The organism is Colwellia ponticola, assembly GCF_005885605.1.
Lineage (GTDB): Bacteria > Pseudomonadota > Gammaproteobacteria > Enterobacterales > Alteromonadaceae > Colwellia > Colwellia ponticola.
The window spans coordinates 148,100-165,341 of sequence record NZ_SZVP01000005.1 but is presented as its reverse complement, the minus strand read 5'-3'; the positions used below and the strand labels follow the sequence as shown (position 1 = coordinate 165,341).

Sequence of the window (17,242 nt, the reverse complement as noted above, 5' to 3'; positions counted from 1 at the left end):
AACATTAATTCCTTTGAGTAACCGCGTATTGTGTTCATTAAGCATAAAATAGGAAGCTTTTAGTTACACCAAGCACTCTAAAGCAATATCTCCGTGTTTTTGCTAACGGTGTTTTAGCGCTAATATTGAGTATAATGCGGCTTAACCATTCATTACTTTCGCTGTTGAGGTATCTCATGTCAGTAAATTTTTATTCCCATATTCAAACACAAATAGACCAAGTTAAAACTGAGGGCTTGTACAAAGCTGAGCGTATTATTACTACCGCTCAACAAGCTCAAATATCGGTTGCTAGCGGTGAACAGGTCGTTAATTTTTGTGCGAATAACTATTTAGGCTTAGCCAATCACCCCGAGTTAATAGCGGCGGCAAAAACAGGTTTAGATGAACACGGTTTTGGTATGGCGTCGGTACGTTTTATTTGTGGTACGCAAGATATCCATAAAGAATTAGAACAAGGTATTAGCGAGTTTTTAGGCATGGAAGATACCATTTTATACTCGTCATGCTTTGATGCTAATGCAGGGTTATTTGAAACCTTATTAGGGGCAGAAGATGCCATTATTAGTGATGCCTTAAATCATGCTTCTATTATTGATGGGGTACGTTTATGTAAAGCCAAGCGCTTTCGTTATGCCAACAATGATATGGCCGCTTTAGAGCAAAGCTTAATTGAAGCGGATGCTGCAGGCGCACGTTTTAAGTTAATTGCTACTGATGGCGTGTTCTCAATGGATGGTGTTATTGCTAACTTAAAAGGCGTCTGTGATTTAGCGGATAAATACAATGCTATGGTGATGGTTGATGATTCACATGCCGTAGGCTTTGTTGGCGAACAAGGTCGTGGCAGCCATGAATATTGTGATGTTATCGGGCGTGTAGATATTATTACCGGTACCTTGGGTAAAGCGATGGGCGGTGCGTCAGGCGGTTTTACCTCAGCTAAAAAAGAAGTGATAGAATGGTTACGTCAACGCTCTCGCCCTTACTTATTTTCTAATTCACTCGCCCCTGCGATTGTTAATGCTTCATTAACGGTACTTGAATTACTAGCGCAAGGTGACGATTTACGCAAAACCCTCAAAGATAACGCGGCTTATTTCCGTAAAAATATGACGGCGGCAGGTTTTACCTGTGCGGGTGCTGATCACGCTATTATACCGGTGATGTTAGGCGATGCTAAAGTGGCTAGTGCCATGGCTGAGCAATTATTAGCTGAAGGTATTTACGTCATTGGCTTTTCTTTTCCTGTGGTGCCTAAAGGGCAGGCGCGTATTCGCACCCAAATTTCTGCTGCGCACAGTAAAGCACAATTAGACCATGCTATTGCAGCCTTTACCCGTATCGGTAAGTCAATGGCAGTTATTTAAATTATTCGCTTGGTGTGTCGACAAAACGTTATATTAACAATGAAAAACAACAAAGATAGAGAAAAAAATGAAGTCTTTAGCTAAATTAAAAGCAGAAACAGGCATCTGGTTAACAAGTACTGAAAAACCAACTCCGGGTCATAATGATCTGCTGATAAAAATTAAAAAAACCGCTATTTGTGGTACCGATATTCATATTTATAACTGGGATGAATGGGCACAAAAAACTATTCCAGTGCCTATGGTTGTTGGTCATGAATACGCTGGCGAAGTCGTGGGCATGGGTCAAGAAGTTAAAGGTTTTAGTTTAGGTGACCGAGTCTCAGGTGAAGGCCATATCACGTGCGGTCATTGCCGTAATTGTCGAGGTGGTCGCACGCACTTATGTCGAAATACCGTGGGCGTTGGTGTTAATCGTGCGGGCTCATTTGCAGAATATTTGGTGATCCCCGCGTATAATGCTTTTAAATTACCTGATGAAATATCAGATGATTTAGCGGCTATTTTTGATCCTTTTGGTAATGCTGTTCATACCGCACTATCCTTTGATTTAGTCGGGGAAGATGTCTTAATTACTGGCGCTGGCCCTATCGGTATTATGGCAGCGGCGGTTGCAAAACACGTGGGTGCACGCCATGTAGTAATTACAGACGTGAATGAATACCGTCTTGATCTCGCCAGAAAAATGGGCGCAACACGCGCTGTTGATGTGAGTAAAGAAAGTTTAGTTGATGTGATGAATGATTTAGGTATGACTGAAGGCTTTGATGTTGGCTTAGAAATGTCAGGTGTACCAATGGCCTTTACTAGTATGTTAGATAACATGAATAATGGTGGTAAAATTGCCATGCTAGGGATTCCTGGTAGCGATATGGCCATTGATTGGAGCCAAGTTATTTTTAAAGGGTTAACCATCAAAGGCATTTATGGCCGTGAAATGTTTGAAACCTGGTATAAAATGGCGAGTTTAATCCAGTCGGGCTTAGATCTTAGTCCGATAATTACCCATCATTATAATGTTGATGATTTTCAACAAGGTTTTGATGTGATGCGCTCTGGTCAATCGGGCAAGGTCATTTTAGATTGGACGTAAATTCGTTATACTCACTTTTGATAAGCGCTACCATTAATAATGTAGCGCGATGAAAAATATAATCATTCATGGTATTACCAATAAACAGATCATTAAATAAGGATTACACAGTGTCAGATAATAGTTTTAAGCATATGTCGGTCAGCGAGTTACAAAACGTGATGGCAGATACGTCTCCCGTTGTGGTCGATATTCGTGATACCAACTCTTTTGCTAGTGGTCATATTGCCGGCTCGATTAATTTAACCAACGAATCGTTAGGGGATTTTTTACGTGAAGCGGATATGGACGCTCCCGTGGTTGTTTGTTGTTACCACGGGATTTCGAGTCAACAAGCGGCAGCGTTTCTTATCAGTCAAGATTTTACCGAGGTGTACTCACTTGACGGTGGCTTTACTCAGTGGCAAACACAATTTCCTGACCAGATAGAGCGATAGTGACTCATGACTACTGAGTCTGCTAATAATACTGATGCTTTACAGCCGTTAGTACACCTTAAAGATCGTAATATTGCGCTATTGTTCAGTAATTATTTACACTCTTTGGGGATTCAATCTCAGCTTAAATCAAGTCAAGATGAAGGGCATGTGATTTATTGCCCTGAAGACAAGTTAGCACAAGCTAAAGTAGAGTTTGATGTCTTTATTGCTAACCCCTATGCGGATAAATATCAAAAAGCAGCCTGGGATATCGGTGAAACCGTTAGCTTAAATACTGATGATTATACCTTGGTGAAAAGCTTTAAAGAAAGTTTTTTAGCGCATGCGGGTATTGTAACGCTAGTGACTTTCACCTTGTGCTGGATAGTTTTTATTGGCAGTGAGTTAGGTTGGTCGCGAGACATTTTTAACGCATTACAGTTTTATCCTCAACTCTCAATGGACGCCTTCTTAGCAGAGCCGTTGCGCTTAATTGGCCCAGCATTCTTTCACTTTTCTTTGTTGCATATTGTTTTTAATACCATGTGGTGGTGGCAGTTAGGTGGCAGTATTGAACAATCGCTAGGTAAAACAACACTCATTAACCTATTACTGATTTCAGCTATTGTGTCTAATCTTGGCCAATATTTAGTTTCTGGGGCAAATTTTGGTGGTTTATCAGGTGTTGTTTACGCGTTGGTAGGCTTTGTTTGGTGGTTTGGTTATTTAGCACCAGAGCGAGGTTTATCGCTTGCCAAGCCGATAGTGGCTTTTTTGCTGTTCTGGCTGGTGCTAGGTTTTGTTGATTTACTACCGGTTAATGTTGCTAACACTGCCCATTTACTCGGTTTATTATCAGGGTGTTTTTTAGCGTTATTTACCGTGAAAGTCATTGGCGTAAAGACTAAATAATATCAGCGTCATTAATTAGCTGCTCTGCTTTATATACACTAGCCATACTTATAAAAGTTAGTGAGATTGATATAAAGCGCTTAGTTTTCTAGCCATTGGGTAAAAAGTAATTTTTTGATCAGTGGCTTGCCAGTTTCTTGAATTAATAACTCTTTTACTTGCTCTTCGCATTGCAACTGAATCTCTGCTCGACCCTTTATTGACTTTACTTTAGCCTCGGTTTGATTACCGATAATGTTGATAATTGCGTCGCGTAATAATGGCGCATGATGCTCAACAATCGCTAAATTATCGCCTTTAACCATTAATTCTACTGTTAGGCGTACATAGCCCATTTTCTTTTGTACCGCGACATAGTTAGTAACAATGTCAGGCTGAAAACCATAATAAGCGTAATCACTAGCGTGTGCTTTAGAAATACCAGTACTTAGGCTAACTAAAAATGAAAAAACCAATAAGTATTTATACATAAAAATAATAGTCGATGTAGATAATTTAACTTACCCTATCATACCCTGATTTTAGTTTTTTCATGACTATTTTTATAAATAATAACGGTGTTAAGTAATTTTTACTTGTTCTAAGAGCACTAATATCGCACTGAGTAGCGAATAAATTTAATAGAATTGGTATTATAGCGACGACTTTTTAATGAAATAGATTGATGAAGTAGATTGATGACACAGCAACAAGTGAATTGCTCTTTTAATTTTCCAGTTACCTTTCCTATTACCTTAGCGGGACAATGGCAATCTCCTAGCGATGAGTGCTTATCTTTGCTATCCGAGCAATTACAAAATTGGTTACTTGATGAAGGCTCTTTAACGGCGCGGTTAAAAAACCGGTGTCAAAGCTTCCAGGTTAAAGTGATTGGTGAGCAACAACAACGCTGCTCAGCAGCTGAAGCGGGGCATTTTATTAAGGTGGGTGAGGCGGTATTGGTGCGCGAAGTTATTTTATATTGTGATAATATTCCGCAAGTTTTTGCTCGAAGTTTATTGCCATTAGCAAGCTTAACCGGTAAAGAGCAAGTACTTGCTCATTTAGGTGAACAGCCGTTAGGGCAAGTGCTATTTAATAACCCATCATTACAACGTTTAGCATTAGAACTATCAACTTTTACCAACGATTCTAACGTGGCAAAGTTAGCCAATACCTTAACGGCGCAGCGTACTCATGATGATTGTTTGGTAAAAGCATCAACAATAGATGAAACCGTACTATGGGGTCGACGTTCTGTGTTTATGTTAGACAATAAACCCTTGATGGTCGCCGAAGTTTTTTTACCTGACGCCTTTGCTTATCAATAGGCGCGCAATAAATACAATAACATGAAACGAAACACTTCAATGCTGAAAAAACTACAACAAAAATGGTTAGCGATCACGTTAATTACTCGAATGAATAAGCCCATTGGCACCTATTTATTGTTATGGCCAACGTATTGGGCTTTATGGATTGCCAGTGACGGCTGGCCAAGTTTTCATTTGTTATTGGTATTTAGTTTAGGTGTTTTTGTTATGCGCAGTGCAGGCTGTGTGATAAATGATTATGCAGACAGAAAAATAGATGGCAAGGTTGAGCGGACTAAAAATAGGCCACTCGTTAATGGCATGATGAGCCCGTTTGAAGCGATTAACTTATTTGGTGTATTAATTGGTATAGCACTGGGTCTGGTGTTAACACTGAGTTGGCCAACCATTTACCTTGCTACGGTGGCGTTATTTTTAGCGGCGCTTTACCCGTTTATGAAGCGCTATACTCAGTTACCACAAGTGTTTTTAGGTGCTGCTTTTAGCTGGGGGATGATCATGGCCTTCGCTGAAGCACAAGGTGAAATTCCGCTTATTGCTTGGTTACTGTTTGCAGCTAACCTATGTTGGACTGTGGCTTACGATACTATGTATGCCATGGTAGATAGAGATGATGATCTTAAAATAGGAGTTAAGTCTACCGCCATTTTATTTGGTGATAATGATAAGCGCATTATTGGTTTTTTACAGTTAATAACCTTGGCTTTATTGTGGACTGTAGGTGAGATATTAGCATTTGGTTGGCCGTATCAGCTGTGCGTTATTGGCGCCGCGGGCTTGTTTAGCTATCAACAACTGTTAATTGTCAATCGAGAGCGTAACGCTTGTTTCCAAGCGTTTTTACATAACCATTGGGTTGGTTTACTTATTTTTGTTGGCATAACCATTGAGTATTTATAATAGCTCATTGATAAATAAAGAGTTTAGCGAGCGATACTTTGTAATACTTCAATATCTACTAAGTTAACCACGGTGGCTTTTAGCTCAATCATACTGTCGCTAGTAACCAGCAACCCCTCCTCGTTCATGTCAATATAACCTTCATCACGAGTAGTCGAAATTAACGTTGCTTGAGCGCGTTTATCGATAAACTCTGGCGCATTAATGTTGTTTAGTACCGAAAGGCGCTTAGCAATAGCGACCACTTTTTCTTCTAATTCACGCTTACTAATGGGTGCTAAACGAGTTATTAGTGAAGTAATAATGGCTAGGCGCTGTAAGCTTTCATCAATACATTCCGCCATGGCATGTACTTGACTCAGTAACGCTACATCGTTAGTCAGGGACCAAAAGCCTGCGTCACTTTGTTTAGCAATATGCATGTCTTTTAATACGTTAAGTATCTGTAAGGTTTGCTCAGCAATTTGCTCGCTATCTTGGTAGAGGTATAAATCTTCTTTTAATAGCGCGGTTAAACACTGTACTTTTTCTACTAAGTTGTCCTGCTTTATTTTACTGTGTTTATCCAGTAAGCGACAAACCATCGCAGGGACAACATAAGTGTGTAAAATATTATTACGATAATAGCGCATTTCTAAATTAGCGGTTTCTGACAGAGACACTAAGCTACCAAAACTATCTTCGGTAATGGTGACTTTATTCAGTGAAATTACATGGCTAATTAGCTCAGCAGCGCTTTCTTGTGGAATAGTTAGTTGTTCACTAAACGGAGCTTGGCGCTGTATAGTTAAAAAGAAATTGAGTTGTGTTGCTAACTCACGTTTAGACAAGGCTTTGTTTTTACTGGCTTGTAAAATTAAGGCAATTAACGCAACACCATTTAAAGCAGCACTTTTATTAATGTTTTCCATGACTTGTCCAGCCAGTATATTTACTGTCGGCGTTAACCAAGTCGGCTTTTGTGGATCAATAGGGTCAATCGCGTCTTTCCAGTCAGGCACTTGGTTATTTAAAAACTCATTAATGTTCATTGGCTCACCAAAATTTACATAACCATTACCATAGTTACGTAAGCTTTTAATGGCTTTTAATACTCCAAAAACTGACTCACTTTTTTTCTCACTACCACTGAGTTCTTTGTGGTAAGTGCCTACTTCCATTACGTGTTCATAGCCTAAATACACTGGTACTAAGGTGAGGGGTCTATCAATACCGCGTAATAAACTTTGAATGGTCATGGCTAACATGCCAGTTTTAGGTGACAACACTCTACCTGTTCGGCTACGACCACCTTCAGTGTAATATTTAACGCCATAGCCACGCTCAAATAAAAGTCCTAAATATTCACGGAAAATAGTTGAATATAAACGGTTACCACCAAAACTACGACGAATAAAAAACGCGCCGCCTTTTCTAAACACAGTACCTGCCGGCCAGAAGTTTAGGTTAATACCCGCAGCAATACGCGGCATTACTAAGCCTTCTTGTATAATGACATAGGAAAGTAGCAGGTAATCCATGTGGCTACGGTGGCAAGGCACATAAATAATTTCATGACCATCTTGCGCTAATTTACGTAATACTTTGGCATTACTGACGTTAATGGTGTTGTATAAACGCTTCCATAACCAGTGCAAAATTATCTCACCAAAGCGCAGCCAAGAAACACTATAGTCACCGGCAATCTCATTCATCATACGCAGCGCTTGTTTTTTTATTTCAGCTTCAGAGACTTTTTTACTTTTGGCTTCGTCACTGATAATGCGCTTAATCGATGGGTTAGCAAATAAGGCGTTAAACATCTGCTTGCGGTGCATCAGTCTAGGGCCTTTAGCCGCAATTGTTTGACGATGAAAGTGAAAGCGAGCTACGCGTAAAAACTTATGGGCGGCAGCTTCATCACTGCCATGATTATCAATAATATTGCGAAAAGAAAAAGCTTCGCTAAAGCGAACTAAGGTATCTCGACCTAAGAACAAGACAATAAATAATTTACGTAACCAATGAGGAGATTCTTGATCAGCGAGTAGCGAACTCATTTTGAGATCTTTTCGCGCTTTAGTGGGCATCTTTCCCCAAATTAAATGCACAGGAATTAATTTGGCATCAAGGTTTTTATCAATAACATGTTCATTAAGTATTGCTAAACCTTGTGCTGTTGCTTTGGTGTTACTGGCCTTGCGCCATGAAAAAAGCGGTGTAGGTTTAGCTAAACAAAGCGTGCGGTTAAATGTTTTACCGTTAATGCTCACTTGTCCAAGCGGGTCAGGCAAATTTTGTTTTTTACAGACACCTTGTAGTGCCAATAAATCAGACGCGGATTGATGTCGAACAATATAAAAAATTGGCTGAGTTGGCTGTTCAATAAGACTTTTACTGTCGGTAATAATTTTACAACGAACAAGTAACTTAAGGGGAAACGTTAACAATAAGTAAAAAAAAGAATGTAAGGCCAACATGTTTATTGCTCGGATTAGTCAGAAATGGGTATAAAAAACAGATTTTAACATCATTAATTAAAATTGTCTTGGTTTGTAGGTGAAGCCATTGCACACTAACATCAGTAGGTTATATTCGTTTGTTTCAGGAGTTCACATTGAAGAAAATTGCTGTATTTGTTGATGTACAAAACATTTATTACACCACAAGAGATGCTTTTGCTAAGCAATTTAATTATCGTTTATTATGGCAAGAATTGATGGCGCAAGGCGATATTGTTATCGCTAATGCGTACGCTATTCAACGGAGTGATGACCAGCAGCATAAATTTCAAAAAGCGCTAAAACATATTGGCTTTGAAGTGAAGCTTAAGCCTTATATACAGCGCAGAGACGGCTCAGCTAAAGGTGATTGGGATGTTGGTATTACGATTGATGTAATGGAGGCAGCCGCTGGCGTTGATACGGTTATATTGCTGTCAGGTGATGGTGACTTTGACTTACTGTTACGTAAAATACGCGAAAAATATGGTGTGACTACTGAGGTATATAGTGTTGACAGCTTAACGGCACAATCGTTAGTAGAGGCGGCAGATGTCCATCATAAAATAGAGCAAAGTTTATTATTGTAATTTTTCGATTACGTTAGCATAGCCTTATCGCGACAATGAGAGCCGTCATAACGCAGCTTTTATTTTATTTTTGGCTTTATGTTTTTTAATTAAATAGCCAGTCAGCATAAGCGCAATAACAAAGAGTACTGCACTAGCGATCAGTTCATTTTGTGCGCCTAAGCGTATACCGCTGCCCGCCAGTGAAAAAATAGTCATTTGCGGTATAAAACCAACAAACGAGCCACTGACATAAGCAGGCATTGATACCTTGCTAACACCGGCAATAATGTTAGTAATAAAGTTACTGCCTAGCGGCAATATTCTAATAACAATAGCTTTTAAGAAGGTTCGTTCACCCAGAAAATCAGATAATTTGGCCAACTGATTAGGGTATTTTCGGCTTATGCTATTGCTTAAGAGATAACGAGCCACGCTAAAAGTAATTAAACAGCCGAGTGTTGCCGCTAAGGTCGCAATAATGACGCCAATTAAAGCCCCTAAATTGATACCTGCCACTAACGCGGCAATTTGCCTTGGCAAACCTAGGCTGGTTGCCACAGTTAAAAACATAAATAACAATAAGGTATTTAAAAAAATAGAGCTGCCTTCTTGCTGCCAATTTAGTTTGTCAACTAGGTTGATTGTCCACTGGCTTATGTTAAAACTATCATTATTTTCCGTTAGTGTTGTTGTGTACGTGCTTGCTAGTGAAGAGGGAAGTACAGGGCTTTGTATTAACCACTGATAAAAGCCTAGAGCAATAAGGGTTACTATAATTAAACTTGCCAGGATTTTTAGGGTACTTGCGCGCGAGGCAATGAGCAAAACTTTAGCAAACATGAATTAATCCGATTAGCAGCTTGATGTATTGGTTCTGTATAGCATTACGGCAAAGTACAACAAGGTACATTACAACAAGTCATAACAAAGCGATAAGCCTAATGAAAATGGTATAGCTTGGCTTTTGCTTGCTCAAATTCATCAGCGGTTAAAAAGCCTTGCTGGCGTAGTTTAACTAATTTCTCTAAAGCGTTCACTAATTCTGTTTCTATTTTAACGGCTTCTATTGCCGCGCTATCATAATGATTCGCTGAGATTTCCTTATCCTTTGGCTTTTCTGCGGGGGCTGCGCTAGTGGTTTGCTTAGGTTTTATGGCAGGCAAAATTCTTTCAGGCCTGCTATGTGACACTTGAGCATGTAAGGGTCTATTATCATGTACTTTATGTTCATTTAGGTGAGTGTTGGTCACTTGAATTTTAGGCATTAAAGGGCGTTCTTGCGTACTATCCTCGTTGATTGCCTTAGCAATAAGCCAGCACCAGTCAATGATGTCATCAACAACGGTAAAGTAATTCTTTTTGGTTATCCTATCGTTACCTTTGCGTAAATATAAACAAATAACCGACCTGTTTTTCTCTTCGCAGGTGATCGACAAGCTAATGCGGCGCACTTTATCGTCGACCATTTTAGCCACTTGTTCGCGATGAAATATCTCGCGTAATGCTTGCTCTTTGTCGGTATTGAAGCCATGCCCTGAGGTGGTGTTAATCGTTGCTACGGCTAAATCGCCCAATAAAACTTGGCATTGTTTAACCTCGGTGAGCATCATTGTTTTTTCTATATCACGTTGATGGCGTTTAAAGAGATTTAACGTTAACCCATCTTCTGTAAGTGACAGGTTAGAGAACTCTCGACGCACTAAAGATTTTGCCGAGGTGCGCTTAATATTAACGCGGTAAATAATATATAAGCCAACCCCACCCACTATAATAATGAGTAAAGTAGCGATAATCCCTAAACCGCTTTGTTCGTTTTCTTGGTTATTTCCTTGGGGAGTAAGCAGTGTTTTATCTTCAAATAATTGATATATAGCGCCGCTTTCTTCATTAAAAAGCAATACTTCATCACGATTATCATGGTAGAGCGTTAAGCGCTTAGTTTGCAATGTTGGTTGCGTTAATTGCCATTCTATTGAGGGGGTAACTAGAGGTTGTTGCGCTTGTTCGTTGCTTTTTGATAGTGGGTCAGGTGTCATTTCATTAGGCAATGAGTTGAGTTGCCACTGTTGTTGTTTGTTTTGCGACAACCATAGCAACTTATTACGTAAGCTGAGCGCATTTCTCCCTTGATATATGACTAAGCCTGAAGTGGCTTGCTCTCCTTTAAATAAAAAATTTTGCGGTGATTTATTTCGCCAGTCATCACCGCCATTACTATAAGATAACCAATGTGTTGGTGGTTTTTTAACGTTATATTCATGAGATATTAGCAGGCGAGGGGCGTGTTTATCTGGCCAAATAAATTGATTAATTTGACCAGCACCAAATAAATACAAAGTTTTATTAATGTCATCATTAGCGTAATAAGGGTTGTTATGAGAAACGGTATAGTTTTGCCCAGCATTTTTTTCTGGATGGATACGTAAAATTGCGCCTGAATAGAGTGGGTACTCTTTGAGGGATAAGCTTTGTGGTAGTGATATATAAAGCTGAGCATAATCGTCATGCCATGATTTACTATGCGGATTAAATTTTAACTGCTTGATACCGCTTGCTAAGGTTGGTATCGCAATTCTCAGTACTTCGCGTTGACTTGACTGATCAACTGTCTTGGCTAAATCTAATTGCCATTCGGTAATAACCGCATCAAAAGGAAGCGCTAAACTAACCGTGGTGTCGAGTAGTCGCTTGGTTTTTTCATTACTAGTGGCTTTTTCAATATGAGCAGTATAAAAAGTGGCAAAACCTATTTGACCGCGTAAAGAAAAGTTAGGGTGTAAAGTAAAAGCGTTTAACTCAACAATAGGATTGTTAACCGAAAGCGCTGTTAAATCGAGGAGTGGTGAGAGGTTTTCAGGGGTATCTTGGCCTAACTGATAAATTTGACCTTGTTTATTGGCTAAAAAATAATGCTTACTATTGCCAGGTTGCTCTAACGGCAACAACCACTGGTTATTGTGTTGTTCAACCGGTGGTACCTGCGCTATTTTTTGTAAAAAATATTGACTGTCTTCATTGGCACCATGCGCACCACTTACCCAAAGTAGTGATAGCAGAAGAATACTAAAGAGTCTGTTTTTTGCGGTTAGCATAGCGTTGGTTTTTCCATAGTTCAGCATTCTTCTTGCAAGTTGTTACGTACTTTTTATAGTATTTTATGCCTTTTTAAAAACACGGATATTATTAACTTCAATAAACTGCTCTTTGTTAGCGCTACTGGCGTAGCTGAGTTTTCCTTCTAACATAAGCTCGTCACCCATATCACCATTTTCAGCTAAATACAGTGCTTGTTTGCCCCAAGCATGAATAGCACGAGAGACTGAAATTATTTGCCACATTTGCTTGTCGGTATTGTAGACATGCTGATTAATAACAATAGTAGCTTGGCAAATGTTTTTATTATGCTCGGTTAACATTAGTTTGGGTGTTGACGTTAACTGGGCACTACAATTAATTTGATTAATCGCTTGGGTATAGCCCTTAGTAAACTTTTGGACAAAATTAGCATGAACAATACTGGGGTGATTCTCACTTTTATCAGAGGGCTTAATATTGCTTAAATAACCATGTAGTAAAACAATATCGCCCTTATTCGCATGTAATAACGCTTGCTCGACTAGCTCACCCTCTACTTTTATAGGATGATAACTAGTCCACTCTTTGTACTTATTGGTGTTTTTATCTAACCACTTGCTCGAGGTGGCTACTACAATCTCAGTCACCGCCGTTGCTGGGTTGGCACGGTAGCGTATGTCCGGGGTTGCGACTAAATTACCTAATAAGGTGACTGCACATAACTGTGGACTTGGGGTATTTAAGTGTTTTTGAACAACATCTGATAAAGGCAACTTTTCTTCCTGCAACGTTTAAATGTTTATAAATAATTCAATTGTTTGCTATTTTTCGCACCATATTTTAATACTAATAATATACAGTCGTTAACAAATTGTTTCAAAGTTTATTCATTGTATTGTTATATCAATTATATTTACTTTATTACTCACTAATACGACCATTTAGTATGCAAAAGCACTAAAAGTTGCTTTATAAGCAATTAACTATTCATTTAAGTGGTTAGTCAAAGACAAAGAGCGGCATGGCTTTTATAATGAAGATAATATTTTAGAGTCGAATTAAAAAGTCTTGTCTTTTTATATCAGTTTCATTCATTAGATGGTCTACTTTATATGCAGGTAAAACAGCCAGCTATTTAGTTGGTTATTTTAACCCGTAGAAATGATCACAAAATGCGTGAGGTTGATATTAAACAAGCATATAGGAAGCTAATGAGTCCCTTGTCTACCAATAAAAGAACTACCAATGACATAGCTAGCAACGAAACACTTGCCAATGAACAACCAAGTACTATAGCGCTTGGTTACCTAGATAGTGTTGATAGTGATTACGCTAAACGACTTGCCAAAAAATGGCGATTTACTTATCTCGGTGATGTTGCAGCCGCTAATAAACATCCGCAACTGCAGTTTATACTGCAAATGCATCATCATGCGTTAGAGCTTTGTAAGGTAGATGAACCGAAACTGGGCGCGATTAAAGTCGACTTTGTTGAAGGCGCGGTCGCTCATCGTCGTAAATTTGGTGGAGGTAGAGGTCAAGATATTGCCAAAGCAGTTGGCTTAAAACACGGCTTTACTCCCCATGTGTTAGACGCTACCGCAGGGCTTGGCAGAGATGCTTTTGTCTTAGCGAGCCTTGGTTGTAAGTTAACATTATTAGAACGTATGCCTGTAGTGGCAGCGTTATTAGATGACGGTATTGAGCGCGCTAAGCTAAATCATGAGGTTGCCAATATTGCCAATAATATGAAGTTAATTCATGGTTCATCTATTGATCAAATGGACTTAGCGGATGCGCCAGACGTTGTGTATTTAGATCCCATGTATCCGCACCGCGAAAAATCAGCAGCGGTTAAAAAAGAAATGCGTATTTTTCAATCCTTGGTCGGAGAAGATCTTGATGCCGACAGTCTACTTGAACCCGCATTAGCGTTAGCGAAATACCGCGTGGTGGTTAAACGACCTAGTTATGCACCACCGTTAGCCAATAAAAAACCGTCGATGAGTATCAATATGAAGAAAAATCGCTTTGATGTGTATGTAAAGTTAGCGATCCCCAAAAATACTGCATAGATAACGGTGACATAAATTCGTCATATAGATGTAACCTAATTGTCACATGAATAAGTGAGTATGGTCTTTATTTACAATTAAAGGCTGTTATTGCCATGCGTGTTTCTAGTTTTTCTCGTCTTTCTGTTATGGCTATCAGTGTTTTTGCCCTCACCTTTATGGCGACTATGTATCACGTAGGTGAATCTTTAAATAAGAGCAGGACACAATATAAAGGCTACCAAGCACTTTATTCGCTAACCACAGTTAAGTTTAATAGAACCATCGCGGCGTATTTGCAAACCGGTGATGCAACGCTGTTAAACGAAGCAGAAAAGCAACTTGCCGCGATTGTAAAGCAAACCGCTGGCTTGAATATTCAACATTTGTCTAAGCAGATAGACTTACAAGCAAAAGCACTGGCCAATAATATTGACACTAAATTTCGGGCTATGGGTAAGCTCAGTGGTGATCCCTTAGTGCTGTTGCGTTATGGTGAACAAGAGATGTTAGCGCTTACTAATATACTGGCGGGGTATGTGCAAAAAACATCGGTGCTATCGTTAACAGAGCAATTTAACTATCTTACTCAGATACAAGTCATAGGAAGGCTACTTGCTGATTTAGTCAACGCCAGAGAAGTTGTTTTTATCCAAGAAAACCCTAATATTGAATCGATAACGCCACTGCTAAACGAGTTACAACGTTTAGGCAACGCTCTGTCAAAGCAACCCGCCTTAGCTATTTATGCCCCAAGCGATGAAGACTTATTTGATGATAGCGAAGATTTATTCGCTAACAGTGATGAAAAAGAAGATCTCAGCCTTGAAGTGATTACTGAATTACAGTCACTCATTAATCGTTATCAACGAGAATTAGATACTACCCTTACTCAGCAACAACAGCGAAAAGTTGGCTTGGCATTATTGTCTAAGCAAGTAGGAAGTATTGAGCAATCGATTATGCAAGGTGAAGCGGATATTTCACAGCAACAAGAGCAAAAAAATAAACAGCTTTATATGATTGTTATTGGCTTGTTAATCTTTTTAGTTGTTTTTCTATTAGTCAGTTACGCTTTACAACGTACTGTTATCCTTAAACCTTTGCGCAACTTACGTGATAGTTTTGTGCAGCTAATGGAGCAAGGAGAAGTAGCTATCATTACCAACATTGATAACCGTACTGAATTTGGTGAAATATCTACGAGTTTTAATCATATGGTTAATAAGCTTGCCCAAGATGATAAAGATAAAGCACAGCAACTTGATTTAGTGGCGAAAGCGCTGACAACGATGGAAAGCCAGGTCAAGCGTATTTACCGCTCATCACACACTACCGGTGAACATGTGCAAGGGGCTAGAAAAATAATGGAAGCTTTAGGTGAGGCAACCGAAACCGTTAATACACTTTCTGGGCAGGTAGTTAATAATGCTCAGGCCACTAAAGAAGCCATGGAAATTAGTCAGGGCTATGTTTTACAAGTATTGGCGGCGAGTGAGTCCACTAATTTAGCGGCAAAAGAAAGTAAGGGAGCCATTACCTCGCTCTTTCACTCGGTTGAATCGGTTACTTCTATTGTTGATGTTATTAGCGCTATTGCAGACCAAACTAATTTATTGGCACTTAATGCCGCCATTGAAGCCGCAAGGGCTGGTGAACATGGCAGGGGTTTTTCAGTGGTTGCTGATGAAGTTCGTCAACTTGCCGGTAAAACGCAGGCATCACTAAAACAAATTTCAGCGCGTTTAAGTCAATTACAAAGCGCGAGTAATTCTATTGAAAACATCATCAACGATATTGAAAAAGCATCACAAAATCAACGTATCATTGCCGATGAATTACAAGAAACGGCATTAACCGTATCTGGACAAGCAGAAGTGTCAGCAACGGTTGCACAAGATACGCTTGAACAAATTACCCGTCAACGCAGCCACTTTATTGCTTTTGAGCAAGCTATGGCTAATGTTGATAAAGAAGTGACAGATTCACAGCAATTAACCAATATTATTTCTATAGATGTCAGTAACCAAGTTAACGATATCGGGCTGACATTGAGTAAGGCGTCTTAACCGGTAAACAAAAGCCATTAATGCCCGTAGGCGAGCGACAACAATTAAAACGTCGACAAAATTTAGTTGCTACGCTCAGGGTGTTATGACTCAGAGGCTAATTTTCAAGAGTAACCTTCCAGAATCCGCAAAGATAATGCCAAGCTTCTTCAACCGTATCAACGAGTGTAAATAACTGCAGATCTGCGGCTTTAATAGCACCTTGTTCAACCAAAAAGTCAAAGTCGATTAACCGTTGCCAATATTCTTTACCAATTAAAACCACTGGAATAGCAGCCATTTTTTTTGTTTGAATTAATGTTAGGGTATCAAAAAGCTCGTCTAATGTGCCAAATCCCCCGGGGAATACTACTAAACCTCTAGCTCGTTTTAAAAAGTGCATTTTGCGTAGCGCAAAGTAATTAAATTGAAAGCATAGCTCGGGTGTAATATAAGGGTTTGGCTTTTGCTCAAAGGGCAGCTTAATATTTAAGCCAATACTTTTACCACCAGCTTCAGCAGCACCTCTGTTCGCTGCCTCCATAACACCAGGACCACCCCCGGTTACCACAACAAACTCTTGACCATCAAACGTTAAAGATAGCTCAGTAATTTTTCCCGCTAATAATCTAGCATCTTCATAATAATGACTATTGCTTAAAATATTGTCGGCTATTGAGCGTTGTTGAACTAATTCAGCATCATCAGGTGATTCTTTTAAGTTTTCTTCAGCTTGGGTTAACATCGCTTGCGCTTTTTCTAGCTCTGGAAACCGCGCTCCACCAAAAATAACGACAGTTGAAAGAATATGTTGTTCTTGCTGAATTAAATCAGCTTTTAGCCACTCAAGCTGCAATCGAATAGCTTTTAGGTCGTCACGCAATAACAAGGCATCATCATCATAGGCTAACTTATATGAATCTCTTGCTACTGATGAGGTTTCGCTCCCTTTGGCAGCATCAACGCAGCGTTCAGGAGTTTTATTTTTTAAAGGGCTTTTTTTCAT

At 39.4% G+C, this 17,242-nt stretch carries 15 protein-coding genes; 9 read left to right on the top strand and 6 right to left on the bottom strand.

Annotated elements, in window-relative coordinates; translation table 11 throughout:
- Window positions 1-176 precede the first annotated feature (176 nt).
- From FCS21_RS07960 to glpG, 4 genes are all read left to right on the top strand, one after another.
- Window positions 177-1,370, top strand: a complete 1,194-nt coding sequence (locus tag FCS21_RS07960) for a glycine C-acetyltransferase (RefSeq protein WP_138622175.1) — start codon at window positions 177-179, stop codon at window positions 1,368-1,370.
- A gap of 67 nt (window positions 1,371-1,437) precedes the next feature.
- The gene (gene tdh, locus FCS21_RS07955) at window positions 1,438-2,463 is read left to right on the top strand and encodes an L-threonine 3-dehydrogenase (RefSeq protein WP_138622173.1); all 1,026 of its coding nucleotides are present in this window, start codon (window positions 1,438-1,440) and stop codon (window positions 2,461-2,463) included.
- A gap of 110 nt (window positions 2,464-2,573) precedes the next feature.
- The gene (gene glpE / locus FCS21_RS07950; RefSeq protein WP_138622171.1) at window positions 2,574-2,900 is read left to right on the top strand and encodes a thiosulfate sulfurtransferase GlpE; all 327 of its coding nucleotides are present in this window, start codon (window positions 2,574-2,576) and stop codon (window positions 2,898-2,900) included.
- Window positions 2,901-2,906: 6 nt separating this feature from the next.
- Entirely contained in the window at window positions 2,907-3,794 is an 888-nt protein-coding gene (glpG, locus tag FCS21_RS07945; protein WP_138622169.1) for a rhomboid family intramembrane serine protease GlpG, read from the top strand.
- An 80-nt stretch (window positions 3,795-3,874) separates the two neighbouring features.
- On the opposite strand, the gene FCS21_RS07940 is transcribed toward glpG, so the two are convergent.
- On the bottom strand, window positions 3,875-4,264 hold the full coding sequence (locus FCS21_RS07940; protein WP_118056136.1) for a flagellar basal body-associated protein FliL: 390 nt from the start codon (window positions 4,262-4,264) through the stop codon (window positions 3,875-3,877).
- Between the two features lie 207 nt (window positions 4,265-4,471).
- Between FCS21_RS07940 and FCS21_RS07935 the strand changes: the two genes are divergently transcribed.
- Together FCS21_RS07935 and ubiA are read left to right on the top strand one after the other, a co-directional pair.
- Window positions 4,472-5,104, top strand: a complete 633-nt coding sequence (locus FCS21_RS07935) for a chorismate--pyruvate lyase family protein (protein ID WP_138622167.1) — start codon at window positions 4,472-4,474, stop codon at window positions 5,102-5,104.
- Between the two features lie 39 nt (window positions 5,105-5,143).
- On the top strand, window positions 5,144-6,007 hold the full coding sequence (gene ubiA / locus FCS21_RS07930) for a 4-hydroxybenzoate octaprenyltransferase (RefSeq protein WP_138622288.1): 864 nt from the start codon (window positions 5,144-5,146) through the stop codon (window positions 6,005-6,007).
- 23 nt (window positions 6,008-6,030) lie between these two features.
- On the opposite strand, the gene plsB is transcribed toward ubiA, so the two are convergent.
- Window positions 6,031-8,466, bottom strand: coding sequence for a glycerol-3-phosphate 1-O-acyltransferase PlsB (gene plsB / locus FCS21_RS07925; protein ID WP_138622165.1), 2,436 nt, complete (start codon window positions 8,464-8,466; stop codon window positions 6,031-6,033).
- Window positions 8,467-8,603: 137 nt separating this feature from the next.
- On the opposite strand from plsB, the gene FCS21_RS07920 reads away from it, so the two are divergent.
- The gene (locus tag FCS21_RS07920; protein ID WP_138622163.1) at window positions 8,604-9,077 is read left to right on the top strand and encodes an NYN domain-containing protein; all 474 of its coding nucleotides are present in this window, start codon (window positions 8,604-8,606) and stop codon (window positions 9,075-9,077) included.
- Between the two features lie 45 nt (window positions 9,078-9,122).
- Here FCS21_RS07920 and FCS21_RS07915 read toward each other — a convergent pair whose 3' ends face one another.
- From FCS21_RS07915 to FCS21_RS07905, 3 genes are all read right to left on the bottom strand, one after another.
- Window positions 9,123-9,899 (bottom strand): TVP38/TMEM64 family protein, encoded by a 777-nt coding sequence (locus FCS21_RS07915; protein WP_138622161.1) that lies wholly within the window; start codon window positions 9,897-9,899, stop codon window positions 9,123-9,125.
- Between the two features lie 98 nt (window positions 9,900-9,997).
- Window positions 9,998-12,178, bottom strand: a complete 2,181-nt coding sequence (locus tag FCS21_RS16780) for an SHOCT domain-containing protein (protein WP_246047106.1) — start codon at window positions 12,176-12,178, stop codon at window positions 9,998-10,000.
- A gap of 36 nt (window positions 12,179-12,214) precedes the next feature.
- Window positions 12,215-12,907, bottom strand: coding sequence for a single-stranded DNA-binding protein (locus tag FCS21_RS07905; RefSeq protein ID WP_138622159.1), 693 nt, complete (start codon window positions 12,905-12,907; stop codon window positions 12,215-12,217).
- 519 nt (window positions 12,908-13,426) lie between these two features.
- Here FCS21_RS07905 and FCS21_RS07900 point away from each other — a divergent pair.
- Together FCS21_RS07900 and FCS21_RS07895 are read left to right on the top strand one after the other, a co-directional pair.
- A complete protein-coding gene (locus FCS21_RS07900; RefSeq protein WP_371287224.1) occupies window positions 13,427-14,209 on the top strand; it encodes a class I SAM-dependent methyltransferase in 783 nt (260 codons plus the stop codon).
- A 95-nt stretch (window positions 14,210-14,304) separates the two neighbouring features.
- Entirely contained in the window at window positions 14,305-16,257 is a 1,953-nt protein-coding gene (locus FCS21_RS07895; RefSeq protein WP_138622155.1) for a methyl-accepting chemotaxis protein, read from the top strand.
- A 97-nt stretch (window positions 16,258-16,354) separates the two neighbouring features.
- On the opposite strand, the gene FCS21_RS07890 is transcribed toward FCS21_RS07895, so the two are convergent.
- On the bottom strand, window positions 16,355-17,242 hold the full coding sequence (locus FCS21_RS07890) for an LOG family protein (RefSeq protein WP_138622153.1): 888 nt from the start codon (window positions 17,240-17,242) through the stop codon (window positions 16,355-16,357).

Coding starts and splice junctions, on each gene's coding strand:
- FCS21_RS07960 (WP_138622175.1), top strand. CDS start 177: ATGTCAGTAAATTTTTATTCCCATATTCAAACACAAATAGACCAAGTT.
- tdh (WP_138622173.1), top strand. CDS start 1,438: ATGAAGTCTTTAGCTAAATTAAAAGCAGAAACAGGCATCTGGTTAACA.
- glpG (WP_138622169.1), top strand. CDS start 2,907: ATGACTACTGAGTCTGCTAATAATACTGATGCTTTACAGCCGTTAGTA.
- FCS21_RS07940 (WP_118056136.1), bottom strand. CDS start 4,264: ATGTATAAATACTTATTGGTTTTTTCATTTTTAGTTAGCCTAAGTACT.
- FCS21_RS07935 (WP_138622167.1), top strand. CDS start 4,472: ATGACACAGCAACAAGTGAATTGCTCTTTTAATTTTCCAGTTACCTTT.
- ubiA (WP_138622288.1), top strand. CDS start 5,144: ATGCTGAAAAAACTACAACAAAAATGGTTAGCGATCACGTTAATTACT.
- plsB (WP_138622165.1), bottom strand. CDS start 8,466: ATGTTGGCCTTACATTCTTTTTTTTACTTATTGTTAACGTTTCCCCTT.
- FCS21_RS07915 (WP_138622161.1), bottom strand. CDS start 9,899: ATGTTTGCTAAAGTTTTGCTCATTGCCTCGCGCGCAAGTACCCTAAAA.
- FCS21_RS16780 (WP_246047106.1), bottom strand. CDS start 12,178: ATGCTGAACTATGGAAAAACCAACGCTATGCTAACCGCAAAAAACAGA.
- FCS21_RS07895 (WP_138622155.1), top strand. CDS start 14,305: ATGCGTGTTTCTAGTTTTTCTCGTCTTTCTGTTATGGCTATCAGTGTT.
- FCS21_RS07890 (WP_138622153.1), bottom strand. CDS start 17,242: ATGAAAAAAAGCCCTTTAAAAAATAAAACTCCTGAACGCTGCGTTGAT.